14 protein-coding genes and 1 tRNA gene are annotated in these 12,947 nt (G+C 58.2%); 4 read left to right on the forward strand and 11 right to left on the reverse strand.

Features of this window, described 5'->3' with window-relative positions; all coding sequences use genetic code 11:
- Position 1: 1 nt before the first annotated feature.
- On the forward strand, positions 2-352 hold the full coding sequence (locus PJU76_RS07150) for a hypothetical protein (RefSeq protein WP_271778957.1): 351 nt from the start codon (positions 2-4) through the stop codon (positions 350-352).
- 51 nt (positions 353-403) lie between these two features.
- On the opposite strand, the gene PJU76_RS07155 is transcribed toward PJU76_RS07150, so the two are convergent.
- The 9 genes from PJU76_RS07155 to PJU76_RS07195 form a co-directional block, all read right to left on the reverse strand.
- Positions 404-1,543, reverse strand: coding sequence for an FIST signal transduction protein (locus PJU76_RS07155; protein WP_271778958.1), 1,140 nt, complete (start codon positions 1,541-1,543; stop codon positions 404-406).
- A gap of 137 nt (positions 1,544-1,680) precedes the next feature.
- Positions 1,681-1,756: transfer RNA gene (locus PJU76_RS07160), tRNA-Ala, on the reverse strand.
- Between the two features lie 77 nt (positions 1,757-1,833).
- The gene (locus PJU76_RS07165) at positions 1,834-2,592 is read right to left on the reverse strand and encodes an MBL fold metallo-hydrolase (RefSeq protein WP_271778959.1); all 759 of its coding nucleotides are present in this window, start codon (positions 2,590-2,592) and stop codon (positions 1,834-1,836) included.
- Positions 2,589-3,362, reverse strand: coding sequence for a TatD family hydrolase (locus tag PJU76_RS07170; protein WP_271778960.1), 774 nt, complete (start codon positions 3,360-3,362; stop codon positions 2,589-2,591). Before PJU76_RS07170 ends, PJU76_RS07165 begins: the two co-directional genes overlap by 4 nt.
- Positions 3,363-3,366: 4 nt before the next feature.
- On the reverse strand, positions 3,367-4,155 hold the full coding sequence (rlmB, locus tag PJU76_RS07175; protein ID WP_271778961.1) for a 23S rRNA (guanosine(2251)-2'-O)-methyltransferase RlmB: 789 nt from the start codon (positions 4,153-4,155) through the stop codon (positions 3,367-3,369).
- Entirely contained in the window at positions 4,148-4,618 is a 471-nt protein-coding gene (locus PJU76_RS07180) for a hypothetical protein (RefSeq protein WP_271778962.1), read from the reverse strand. The genes rlmB and PJU76_RS07180 overlap by 8 nt, the downstream gene beginning before the upstream one ends.
- 53 nt (positions 4,619-4,671) lie before the next feature.
- A complete protein-coding gene (locus tag PJU76_RS07185) occupies positions 4,672-5,070 on the reverse strand; it encodes a hypothetical protein (protein ID WP_215859758.1) in 399 nt (132 codons plus the stop codon).
- 88 nt (positions 5,071-5,158) lie between these two features.
- Positions 5,159-6,196, reverse strand: coding sequence for an AI-2E family transporter (locus PJU76_RS07190; protein ID WP_271778963.1), 1,038 nt, complete (start codon positions 6,194-6,196; stop codon positions 5,159-5,161).
- 104 nt (positions 6,197-6,300) lie between these two features.
- Positions 6,301-7,161 carry a PHP domain-containing protein gene (locus PJU76_RS07195; protein ID WP_271778964.1) on the reverse strand — a complete coding sequence of 287 codons (861 nt, stop codon included), beginning with the start codon at positions 7,159-7,161 and terminating at the stop codon, positions 6,301-6,303.
- Between the two features lie 103 nt (positions 7,162-7,264).
- Here PJU76_RS07195 and PJU76_RS07200 point away from each other — a divergent pair, with 103 nt between their 5' ends.
- On the forward strand, positions 7,265-7,990 hold the full coding sequence (locus PJU76_RS07200; RefSeq protein ID WP_271778965.1) for a hypothetical protein: 726 nt from the start codon (positions 7,265-7,267) through the stop codon (positions 7,988-7,990).
- A gap of 93 nt (positions 7,991-8,083) precedes the next feature.
- Here the strand turns inward: PJU76_RS07200 and PJU76_RS07205 are convergent, their stop codons facing one another.
- Complete coding sequence (locus PJU76_RS07205; protein WP_215849528.1) at positions 8,084-8,686, reverse strand: peroxiredoxin; 603 nt, start codon at positions 8,684-8,686, stop codon at positions 8,084-8,086.
- 215 nt (positions 8,687-8,901) lie between these two features.
- Here PJU76_RS07205 and fdxA point away from each other — a divergent pair, with 215 nt between their 5' ends.
- Together fdxA and PJU76_RS07215 are read left to right on the forward strand one after the other, a co-directional pair.
- Entirely contained in the window at positions 8,902-9,225 is a 324-nt protein-coding gene (gene fdxA, locus PJU76_RS07210; protein WP_064219539.1) for a ferredoxin FdxA, read from the forward strand.
- Entirely contained in the window at positions 9,222-10,910 is a 1,689-nt protein-coding gene (locus tag PJU76_RS07215) for an ABC transporter ATP-binding protein (protein WP_271778966.1), read from the forward strand. Before fdxA ends, PJU76_RS07215 begins: the two co-directional genes overlap by 4 nt.
- 20 nt (positions 10,911-10,930) lie before the next feature.
- Here the strand turns inward: PJU76_RS07215 and PJU76_RS07220 are convergent, their stop codons facing one another.
- The gene (locus PJU76_RS07220) at positions 10,931-12,943 is read right to left on the reverse strand and encodes a transglutaminase family protein (RefSeq protein ID WP_271778967.1); all 2,013 of its coding nucleotides are present in this window, start codon (positions 12,941-12,943) and stop codon (positions 10,931-10,933) included.
- Between the last annotated feature and the right edge of the window lie 4 nt (positions 12,944-12,947).

The following is a 12,947-nucleotide window of genomic DNA, read 5'->3' on the forward strand; positions in this document are numbered from 1 at the left end:
AATGTGGGGGCTGGTGGCAGGCATTGTCAGTTATCCGGCGTTTGCTTGGTATGGCAAGCGTTATCTGGATGGGCAGGGACTGGAGCGCGGTTTTACCCGCACGGTACTGGTGCTTCTGATGGCGACCATACTCTCTTCGACACTCGGTTATGGAGTTTCGTGGATGGCCAGCACCGCGCAGAGCCGCAACAGCCAAGCTCAATTGCAAAAAAACGGCACCGCGATGTTGGCTGACGAGTTAAAGTGCGCGCGCGATCCTGCCAGCGCGCTTTGCCAATCCACTGCGGAGCAGGCCAACGCCTTGGAGCAAAAACTCCTGTCCGGCCTCACCGGCAACCATCAAAATCAGTGAGCGATCGCAAAGCCGACAGCGCCTCACCATGCCCGTAGATCGGCTAACGACTCAGGAGACTGGCGCATCCAGAAACAAGGTAAGTACCCCCGTATAACCATATATTTTATCATGTGAAATTTCGCCATTGGCAAAAAATCCGACCAGAGGGAAGTCGCCCAGGCGCTCCTGGATGATCCGCAATTCCATAGAATCGGGTCCGAACAGACCCCCACCGCGCCCAAGACAAGAGAAATAGAGGCCACCGCGAATCCCTCTCCCCCCCACCAGACGGGTAATTTCTGTGAGCATCCGCTCCAGATCCTCGCGCGCCGTGCTGCCGTCCCGCTTGCAGAACATCAGGGACTGACCGGTCTCTACATATTCCCCGATTGCCAGCAGCTTGCGATCTATATCAATACCAAGCAGATTACGCACCACATAGTCACCACGATCATCGTTTTTGACCGGCAACGCCACAAAAATAAACCCCGCCGCCCGATGCAAATCCCGGGAGAGGATGTCACCGATCTCTTCATAAAACACGTCCAGCGCCGGACGGTCATCCAGGCGGGCAATCACGTTGCTCTTGGCTTCGGCGATTTGATGGATTGGACCGATGGGGCTACAGCCTTGAGTCAGGCGGGTAACGATGGCGATCTTCGCGCTAAACGTCACTCCACTCAATCCACCATGCACGACCTTATCGGCAAGTTGCGCACCGTTGGCACGACTGCTGCTGATCCCCCCGGTGATGAAACCGCTACTCATCTTTCCGGCAAAATCACGAACCAGATCAGGCAAATCCGGTGTCTGGGAGTCACCGTGGACGATGGCGAAATACGACGGATGATCCGCCTCCCCCATTGTCAGCTCCTTGCCGGCTTGGTAAGGCTCCAGCCCTGCAAACAGGTGGAACGCCGTCTCCGGGAAATCGGCCACCATCAAGGCCAGTGCCGGTTCATTCAGGTATTCCTGAGCGGTCGCGCAGATGCCAATCCCCACACAGCCCGTCCAATGCGGCACACCGGTTTCTTCTCGCAGGACGCTCAGAATTTCCGGCAGATCAGACTCGAAGCTATCGCTGACGTAGAGGAATCCCAGCGTACCACCCCGCACCCGCGGACCCGCCATCTCCAAAGTGGAGGACAAAGCCGTACGCCAATCCGCATCACGGGCATGGCCGTAGGGGAAAAGCCGTTCATTGTGCAAAAAAGGGCCTCATGAGCATTTCTTGTAAAAACCGCATGACGAGCGCGGACATAGAATCCAGACGGCATCTGTCGAAAATAAATGATGGTGACCGCTTGGATTGTCGAGGAGAAAAAAGGCTGAATCGCCTTTTAATATGGTGGAGCCAAGCGGGATCGAACCGCTGACCTCTTGAATGCCATTCAAGCGCTCTCCCAGCTGAGCTATGGCCCCGATGCCGCGTAATATATGGATTCATGCTAGCGATGTCAAACATTTTTTGTATACACCCGGTCATCAGCAGCATGCGCTCAAAGGCCCACGACCATACCGTCATAGGCGGGAATGACCGTTTCCGGCAACTCCGCAGCCAACGTCGCATAATCAAGATCATGGGTCATGTGGGTAAAAATGGTCCGCTCTGCGCCAATGCGCCGCGCCCAGTACAAAGCCTCTTCCACATTAAGATGGGTGGGGTGCTCTGCATAATGCAGACAATCAAGAATCAGGACTTTCAGTCCTTGCAACAGCATCAGACTGCTATCCGGGATGATTTTTAGATCAGTAAGATACGCCGCGTCATTAAAACGATACCCGAGAATAGGCAGTTGACCGTGCAGCACGGGTATTGGTGTCACCACAACCCCACCAAAGGTCTGCGGCGATGCTATCCGATGCATGGAGAGCGAAGGCTTCGCCCAAGTGATGTCCGGCGGCAGAAAACAATAGCGAAACCGGGTTTCCAATTCCATCGCCGTGCGCTCATCCGCATGGCAAGGGATCACGATCTTCTGCGCAAAATTGAAGGCACGCAGGTCATCGACACCATTGATATGATCAGCATGAAAATGGGTATACAACACGGCACTCAGCACCTGCACATCGGCGCGCAACATCTGCTGACGCAGGTCCGGACCGGTATCCACCAACAGATTAGTATCCCCATCCTGCACCAGAATACTGGCCCGCAGGCGGTGGTTGCGTGGATCAGCGCTGCAACAAACCGGACAATGACAGGCAATCGCCGGTGTACCAGCACTGGACCCCGTACCAAGGAATATGATCTTCATATCGCTACCGCGTGTTTAAACAGTGCGTGGAAATTCGCCGTGGTCCGCTCGGCGATACCCTCCAGCGTCTCGCCCCGCAACGCCCCGAGAAAGGCCGCGACATGAGCGACAAAAGCCGGCTCGTTGCGCTTGCCGCGTTGCGGCACGGGGGCCAGATAGGGCGCATCCGTCTCCACCAGCAGGTGATCCGCCGGCATTTTCTTGGCCACCGACTGCAATTCAACGGACTTCTTGAAAGTCACAATGCCGGAAAAGGATATATAAAAGCCCATATCCATGGCGGCCTTCGCAAAACCCCAATTTTCAGTGAAGCAATGGATGACACCACCGACTGCCGCCGCCTCTTCACTGCGCAGCATGGCGATGGTGTCTGCCGCCGCCGCACGGGTGTGGACGATCAGCGGCTTTCCCGTGGCCTTGGAAGCGGCTATATGCCGGGCAAATCGCTCCCGTTGCCAGGACAGATCTCCTTCACTGCGAAAATAATCGAGGCCGGTCTCGCCGACGGCCACCACCTTGTCGACCGCCAGAGCGGCGAGCAGATGCTCCCATTCCGGGGTCTCCGCTGCGGGTTCATTGGGATGCACGCCCGCTGCCGCCCACACGCCGGGGTACTCGGCAGTCAGGGCCCGCACTCGCGGCCAATGCGCCTCGACAACCGCCGCAATCAGCATTTCTTGCACCCCGGCCGCATGCGCGCGCGCCAGAATGCCAGCCCGATCGACATCAAAATCGTCGAAATCCAGATGACAGTGGGAATCTACCAGCATGCGTTTATGACCCTCTGGCGGATTCAGACCAATTTTCCTGCCCGACGACACGCTGGGCGGGGGATAGACTCCGCCTCTGCCTGGCTGCCTCAAAAAGGCAAATCCCGGTGGCGACGGACACATTCAGACTTTCGATGGCGCCCATCATGGGAATATGCGCCAGATAATCGCAGTGCTCGCGGGTAAGGCGGCGCAAACCTTTTCCCTCCCCACCCATCACCATCGCCAGCGGCATCTTCAGATCGAGCGTATAAAGGCTCTGAGCACCCTCCCCCGCCATCCCGACCAGCCAGAAACCCGACTCTTGCAAAGCAGACAGGGTTCGCGACAGATTAGTCACGGTACAGACCGGAACACGTGACGCCGATCCGGCAGACGCCTTGCGTACGGTGGCATTGACCGGACAGGCATTATCCTTGGGCAGAATCACCGCATCGACCCCCGCCGCTTCCGCACTGCGCAGACAGGCACCGAGATTATGAGGATCAAGCACACCATCCAGCACCAGCAGGAAGCCGCGGCCTGCCAATTGCGCCAGAATCGTCTCGAAGTCCTGCTCGGGAAAGTCGCGCAGCAAGCCGCCCACGCCCTGGTGCTTGTCGGTATTCAGTCGTCGGCCCAATGCCGTACTCCGCCATTCATTCACTGGCAAATGCTGTTCTGCGGCCTTTTGCAGTAACGGCGCGACACGCTCATCGGTCCTTCGCTCAATCGCCACCCAGAGTTCCAGCAATTCTTGCGAATCCAGTGCGGCGCTGACCGCATGGATACCATAGAGGGATTCTTCAGTCACCCGGCACTCCCGCCAACATCGTGAAAACTTCAGAATTGCGCTGGGAGGGCGGCACACAAGGCAGGCCGACGTGAGCGAAAGCGGTGGCCTCGTCAGGCGCCGGGGCCTGGTCCCAACCGTGCAGCCTGCGGCACGCCGCGACAAACCCGGCCGGCCCCGTATGGGCGATCTGTGCGAAGCCCAGGAACTCGGTCGGGGCCTGATAAAATTTTACCCCGATACCTTCCTGACTCCATGCCTCCCGCTGCCCGGAAACAGACCCCACAAACAGGGGGCTGGCAGCAGCCAGCGCGACATCCCACTCGCCGGGCGTTAACACGCCCTCGCGGAGAAACTCCAGGCGCGGTAACGGCCATTCACCCCGCCGCAATGGGCCGGTACGCTGCAACTGCCATCCCTGTCTTGCAGCCCAGACAAAAACGCGCGACTCCAGATCCAGATACGCCGATAACGGTAACATCATGAACTGAACGCCACCCGCAAGGAACCGTCAAAAGGCGCAATTATCATATAGCTTCAGAAGCTGTCGAAAATATCGTCAACGATATTATCCGCCACCGCGAAACCCGCACCCAGACCCAAACCGGTCATGACATTACCCAGGAACCCGCTGCCCATACCCGGCTGTCCCTGCATGGGCGCATTCCAGGGGCGCTGCTGCTGCCCCATCCCTTGCGTCTGCATTTCCAACTGCTGGATACGCTGGGCCATCTGCTGCAGCATCATTCCCACATTCTGCTGCTGTTGTTGCAGGTTCATGGCCAAGCTGCGCAATTCCATACTGATCTCGCGCCCGGTCATTTTATCCGGTGCCATGGCGTTCACCCGTCCAGCGACCTGCTGCAAGGCCTGCAGGTTGTTCTGGGTCTGCTGTTGCAACTGATTATATTGTTGATCCAACATTGAGTAGTCCATGATGCGCTCCTGATTTCGTAAAGATAATACCCATTGCTTAGATGGGCGGAAAGCCTGCGCAGTTCCACAACCGCGGTGCTCTGCGCAACTACTCCTGCAAGCGAATACGCCGCTCCCAGGCACGCCATACCCCGCGCGCCAACAACACCAGAATAGGTCCGATAATCAGGCCGATCAAGCCGAAGGCTTCCGCGCCACCAAGAATACTAAAGAACACCAGAAAGAAGGGAGCCTGCGTCTGCGATCCGGTGAGTAGTGGGCGCACCACCAGATCCGCCACGGTAATAACGATAAGCCCCCAGGCGAGAACGAGCAAACCAGCGATCCAATGCCCCGTAAAAGCGAGCCAGAGGGTGGCTGCGCCGACTACGGCCGTGGCACCAAAAGGAATTGGCGATATCAATGCGGTAGCAACCAACCAAAGGGGCCACATGCTTAGTCCCGCTACAGCGTAAGCGATACCGATAAACATGCCCTCTACCACACCCACACCAATGAGACCGATCAGTACCGAACGTGCCGCATCCCGGCAGGCGGCCAAATATCGATCGCCACGATCACGGCCCCAGAATTGTGTAGCCCCCAGGTACAATGCCTCCGTGAGACGCTCGCCATGCAGAGCCAGTGCAAACACGGTCAGTGCGGCAAAAAACGTATGCAACGTGAATATCCAGAGCTGACCCAAAGAATTGGTGATGAGGCTGGAATGCGCACTGAGCAGGGCAGAGAGATAAGCACCGTTCAGCCCATGCAAATGGCTGAGCAACCAGTGACCAACATAGGGAATCTGCAGCACCTCGGGTGGCACCTCGACAAGCGGACCACCTGACTGCCAGCGGAAGATGAGTAGTGCCACCTGGGGCAGTACAGAATCAACGATAATGACCGCAGGAATAATGATAATCGCGACCCACGCCAGGGCGTGTATAAGCGAGCCCAGCCAGCGTGGGAGATGAAAACCCCGCTCCAGGCGCAACTGCCAAGGCCAGCCCACTGTGGTCAGCACCGCCCCCATCAGCAGGGGGCCGGCAAATGGGCTGAGGGTGTATGCGGCGCCAGCGTAAACCAGCAGCAACACGAACATGCCCCAGTTAGCATAGCCTGATGGCTCTTGGCCTTTTTGCACTCCTGTTCCCCTAATGTGCACTCCACGATGGAGTGCAAAACTACCATAGTGCCGCGCCGATGAAAATGCGCATAAGCGTCAGAAAAACCGGCAAGATTGATCAGTCAGTGAAGATGAATACCGGCGCGGTCCCAGACCGGTTCGACACCGTCGGGCAGCGGTGGCAGATGGCCGATGGCCGCGTGACCAAAATTCGGGCCATGAAAGTCGGAACCGACCGAACCCGCCATCCCCAGTTGCCTGGCGAGACACCCCAGATGCTCGCGATCTCCCGCCGCCTGGCTGCCGGAGCAGACCTCAAGGCCGATGCCTCCAGCCTCCCGGAACTCGGTGAGCAAAGCACGCAGCCGGGCGCCGCTGAGCTTGTAGCGACCGGGGTGGGCCAGAACGGCGGATCCACCTGCCGCGTTGATCCAGCCAATCGCTTCGGGCATGGAAATCCAGTCGCTGGGCACGTAGGCTTTACAACCGCGCCCAAGATATTTGCCAAAGGCCTCGTTCGCGTCTGCACAATGTCCCTCACGCACCAGCCAGCGCGCAAAATGGCTACGCCCCACCATGCGGCTACCCGCCATCGCTCGCGCTCCGGCTTCTGCGTCAGAAATACCGGCATCTTCTAATAGACGCCCGATTTCTAAGGCGCGCCAATCGCGGAAGGCCATAATCCGACTCAAACCGCCCTGTAGAATGTTATTCTCTGGGTCTATAAAAAGGCCGACAATATGGATGCCTTGGGTGTTCCATTCGCTGGAGACTTCAACGCCCGGGACCAGCTGAATATCCAGTGCCGTCGCCTGCACACGGGCCTCCTCAAGCCCCGCGGTGTTGTCATGGTCAGTCAGCGCCATGACGCGCACCCCAGCCGCATGCACCCGCCGCACCAGATCGGTGGGCGTCATGGTGCCATCGGAGGCCAGCGAGTGCATATGCAAATCAATAAGAGAAACGGGGTATTGGTGCGACATAGGGAAGATTCCTGAATAAAGAGGATACCGCTTGCTGCGGAATCCGACACCATTCCATGTTAGCATAACACGCTCGACTTCATCGGGCATATCGGAGGCAGCAGTGGCTCTTATCCTGGACATCCCAGGCGCACAGAAGCGCCTTGAACAATACGCCAACCCCATCCTCAGTGCCTTTGCCGAGAGCGGCATTGCCACCGGAGAGCAGATCACCCCGCCAATGATTGTGGACGCCCTGCGCCAGCTTTTCACGCTGCTGGCAACAGAAGTTGCGTCCTGGGACCCCGCATTGCCCGACGACGAGCCGGAGCGTATCGGCGATCTGACCATCGGCCTACTGATGGATCTCGCTACCTGGGCTGACCGCCTCGGGGAGCGTCAGGCGAAAATCGCCCTGGAAATGGTCACCGTCAGTATCGCCGCATGGGTATGTAATCAACACGGCGCCATCCACACGCTGGAGCCTATCGTCAACGGTCTGGCCATTCTGGCCAATAGTCGCGTTGAGACCGACGAACTGCGCTCCCTGGCCCAATTGATGGGCCAAGTGAAAGAAGCCGCATCCGCAGACTATGCCACTGACCTGGATGGCGCCGACCCGCGCCGTCCCTGGCGTATTCTGCTGCTGAACTGGGGCATCACGGCAACCCGTGCCCAGGATCCTGCAGAAATGCGCAGCGCTTTTGCCGCACTCCTCCGTCACCTGCCTGCTGACGCGGCGCTTTTCTTTCAGGAAGGACGCCAGCAGGTGGCTCAGGGTGATTTTCCGGATGAGGTGAGGGCGGTCATGGAGGAAGCGGCAGAAGGTGCCGGACGAAGTCTGCACTAAGTCGCCATAAAATGGCCAGGACATCGGTCAGCCCCGGCCATTAATATAATATATCTATATCGCCCACGCAGGCTCCCACGATGGGCGCTGTGCTCAGAGTTCTTTGCCGTGATGCGCCAGAAAGTCGGCAACTCCCTCACTGGTTGGCTTCATACCGGCTTTGCCCTTCTCCCACTGTGCCGGGCAAACTTCTCCGTGTTCTTCAGAGAATTGCAATGCGTCCACCATACGGAGCATTTCGTCAATGTTGCGGCCCAAGGGTAAATCGTTGATTACCTCGTGCCGCACCACGCCTTCGCGGTCGATCAGGAAAGAGCCGCGCAGCGCCACTTCATCATTGAGCAGAACGTCATAATTGCGTGCGATGCTCTTAGAGAGATCCGCCACCATAGGGAGTTTGATGTGACCAATGCCGCCCTTCTCTTCCGGCGTGTTCTTCCAGGCCAGATGGGTAAACTGGGAGTCTACGCTGCAGGCGATGACCTCAGTATTGCGGGACTTGAAATCATTCAGGCGATGATTAAAGGCGAGAATTTCAGACGGACATACGAAGGTAAAGTCGAGCGGGTAAAAGAACAGAACCGCATATTTCCCTTTAATATACTGAGAAAGTTGAAAATTCTCGTTGATACTATTATCAGCCATGACTGCGGGGGCCACGAAATCGGGAGCAGCTTTGCCTACTAATACGGCCATCGTAATTCTCCTTTGTTGAGCTAACGGGATAAAGTCCAGATTTTTACTATAGCGAACTTTTCCTGATTTCGCCAAACATTCTGATCGATTCGGATGCATGCAAGCCCCCTGTGGGCAGCACGCCCGCCTTAGGCTAGAATAGGCGCCCAGCCCGCCGGATGATTCCGGCCGTAACCCCGTAACCCTTTGACTAAAATGTGAGGAGCCCGGCCCCCATGACATACGTGGTGACTGAATCTTGTATCAAATGCAAATACACAGACTGTGTGGATGTCTGCCCAGTGGACTGTTTCCGCGAAGGGCCTAATTTTCTGGTCATTGACCCGGATGAGTGCATAGACTGCACGCTCTGCGAGCCAGAATGCCCTGCCGGCGCCATTTTCCGCGATGATGACCTGCCCGCGGGTCAGGAAGAATTTGAGGAAATCAATGCCCGCCTCGCCAAGATCTGGCCAGCCATTATTCACAAGAAAGCGGCGCCCGAAGATGCTGACGCCTGGCTGGAAGTAAAAGATAAACGGGGCCTGCTCGAAGAGTGAGTAACGCTGACGCGCCCGCCGCGTTGCGTTCTCCCAGCTTTCGCCGGCTCCTCGGCCTGATCAGCGCGTACCGGGGCCGCATATTCCTCGCTATGCTCTTCATGGTGATTTCTGGCGCAGCCACCGGTGGGGTGGCTTATATGATCAAGCCGGTCCTTGACCGGATATTCATCGACCGCAGCGCCAGCATGCTCATCTGGCTGCCCTTGGGCGTCATAATGATCTACGCCGTTAAAGGTGGCGCCGATTACGTACAAGCCATCACCCTCGTGCGCACCGAAGAAGATGTATTGCGCGGTCTGCGTGAACGCCTTTTCGCCCACACTCTGCGCCTACCCCTAGGCATCCTTATCGACAGCAGCCACGGCAGCACTCTGTCGCGAATGAGTCTGGACCTGACTTTATTACAGCAGGGCCTTTCGGTGCTGGCGCGCTTCTTCCTTTCCACCTTCCAGATTGTCGCGCTCATGGCGGTAGTGTTTTACATGAGCTGGAAGCTGGCGCTGATCAGTTTTATCACCTTACCCATCGCATTTTATCCCCTGATTCGTTTCGGCCAGAAATTACGCCAGCGCGGCGAGCGTCAACAAGAGCAGATGGGCCAGATCATGGAGCAGTTTTCTCAAAGTCTGCGCGGCGCCGAAGTGATCAAAAGTCAGGGTGGTGAAGACTTTGAGGCGAAGCGCTTCAGCGTTCAGGCGCGCCACTACTTCGATCTGATGATGCAGATTGCCCGCATCCAGAAGGCGACGGTCCCGATTATGGAGATGATCGCGGCGCTGGGTATTGCGGTCATCATCTATCTGGGAGGCAGTCAGGTGGTGAATGGCGGGATGACGACGGGGGCCTTTTTCAGCTTTCTGACGGCGCTGGGGATGATTTATGAGCCCCTGCGCCAGCTTTCCTCGGCCAACAATCAACTACAACAAGGTCTTTCTGCCGCGGACCGGCTATTCGCCTGGCTGGATCAACCGGCAGAAGCCAGCCAGCGCTCCCCAAGGCCACGTCCCTGGGGCATCTGGCAATGCCACGATCTCAAGTTACAGTTGGGGGGCGAAGCGATTTTACGCGGCCTTCATATCACGCTCCCCCCGCTCACGACGACGGCCATCGTTGGCCCCAGTGGCGGCGGCAAAACCAGCCTGGTACGGGTGCTACTCGGCTTGTTGCCGCCCAGCGGGGGAGAGATTACGGTAGCCGGACAGTCCATCCGCGATCTCCCCGCCGGCGACTATCGCGGCTATTTCAGCTTTGTCGCCCAAGAGCCGGTACTGTTCACCGGGACCGCCCTGAGCAATATCGCCTATGCCGATGCGCAACCCGATCACGAGCGCGCCGAGGCGTCCGCGCGGCAAGCGCACGCCTGGGATTTTTTAGCCCCCATAGGGGGACTGGAAACGATGATCAAAGGCAACGGCGGCAATCTTTCCGGTGGGCAGCGCCAGCGGCTCGCCATCGCCCGGGCGCTCTACCTGGATCGCCCAGTGCTGGTCCTTGACGAAGCCACCAGCAACCTCGACAGCGAAAGTGAAGAACGCATCGCGGAAACCCTCAGCGCCCTTCATGGCCGAAAAACCATCATCATCGTGGCGCACCGCCCGCGCACCACCCGCCTCGCTGACCAGATCATCCACCTGGAGCGCGGGCAGATCGTGGCGGGAGGACAGGGACAAGGGACAACATAAGAGGGCTCCAGACGTATCAGTCAGAAAGTCTCGCGCAACGATTGCCGCAGAGCGGCCAAGGCCACAGACAGACGCCGATCACCATCGGCATCCGGTGTCGGACCATAACGCTGGGCCAGATAGATTTCGCGCACAGATTCCCGCTGATCCTCTGGCAACCTCTGCCAAAACAAACCCTCCACTCCCGGTCGGCCATCTTTTAATCCCACAGTCCGCAAAGCGCGCACCGCACGCTGGCGCCAATATCCGACATCCCTACCCGCCCGATAGCGGCGCCACAATATCCATGCCATCAGCAGCGAAGCACTGACCACGCCCACCGACCAGTAAGTCAGCGTCGCGTGTCGATACCACCCCGGTGCTTTCGGCCAGTGTGGCGTATAGGCAGACGACCGCGCAATTTGCATGATTCGCGTACCCGCCGACGTCCAGAGAGCGCGCTGTTTGGCCGGCGTCAGGTCGATAACCATATTAAGCCACTGCCATTGCATCCAGTCCCAGAGTTGTAGCGCCCCAGGCACTACCGCGGGGGCTAATATACCGGTCTTGCTGCCACCCTGACCAGATATCGTCGCCGGCGTCGCATCCAGGCGTACCCAGCCTTGTCCCGGTAGCCAAGCCTGCACCCAGGCATGGGCCATGTTCTGCCGCACAATCCAATAGTTACCCGCCGGGTTATACTCGCCACCATGATACCCCATCACCACCCGTGCCGGAATTCCGTCCAGGCGGAGCAGCAGAGCCAATCCCCCGGCGTAGTATTCGCAAAAACCCGTATGGGTATGGAGCAAAAAATCCGCCATGCTTTGCCCATGGGGATAACCTGCTGGCCCCTGCAGGCTGTACCGGAAAGAAGATCCATGAAACCAGTGCAGCAGGCGCTGCACCACCACAGCATCGCTGCCACCCGCAAAATGCGCCGCCAGTGCCCGTAGTTTCGGACTCGTCGTGTCAGGCACCTGCAACGCTGCGGTGCGCTCCGCCGCAGAGAGCACACGTGGTGCGGCAGGTGCAGACCAGACCATATAGCGTATGGGCAATCCGGAGGCCTTGTTCAGACGCAAGACACCACCTGCCTGCTGCCGGTAGGTAACTGGAATATTCAGACGATAAGGCCTAGCTAAGGCAAACAGATAATCACTATTATCCGGGCTTAGAACGATTTCCTGGCGAACGCCCGTGGTTTCGGTGCCGACACCTGTAGATGCAGCACCTCGCACCCTGGTGACAGGTGAATCCGCTATCCACGTCCGGCCTTCATCACGCCAAAGGATCGCTCCCACCCAATATAAATCCTCCGGATCAGCCGACTGCGGAATGATCTGTGCCCGGAAAGCCGTGGTGGAGTCGAGGGCCAAGCGGGTAATACCGTCAGGCGACAAATCCGCGCTGAAACCCGAATGCGCCGCCCCCTGTGGTGGTGTCCAGGCCCAGAGCGGCGTCGGCGTGCGCGGCAACATCAGAAAAAAAATGGCCGTCACTGGCAACAGCATCAGCAGAAAGATCAGACTGAAGGCCAGCATGTAGCGGAAATCCCGCCAGTGCGGCCCTTCTAATGCGCGCGCTACCGCTGCATCGGCCAAGGGCTGCCAAAGTAATCCCAGCAAGGACAGATATAAGGCTGCCAACAGAAAAATACCGAGCAGAACATCCACGCGCAGCCACGCAGCCACCCCCATCCCCAGCAGCACCAGCGCCGCCACCTGATAAAAGTCGCGCTGGCTGCGTATTTCCAGTGCCTTCACCGCCAGCAGCACCAGCACTGCCTGACTGGCCATCGCCAGCCAGTTGCCCCATCCGGCCAGCAGCAACGCCAGCGTCAGCAGAAAAAGGCCCAGCATCCAGCGTTGCGCCGCACTGAACCAGGGCAGGCGCCCATGCCAGGCCCCATACAGCCCTAAACCAGTCGCCGCGACCCAAACCACTGTGGCCCAGAGCGCCGCCTCCGAACCCAGCGCGAGGAGCAAAAAGACACCCATCAACGCCGCCAGTAAGGGGCCCACACTACGCGCGGGAAACCGCAGCCCAGGCATCACA

Origin of the sequence: Acidithiobacillus ferriphilus (genome assembly GCF_028215975.1) — a bacterium.
Lineage (GTDB): Bacteria > Pseudomonadota > Gammaproteobacteria > Acidithiobacillales > Acidithiobacillaceae > Acidithiobacillus > Acidithiobacillus ferriphilus.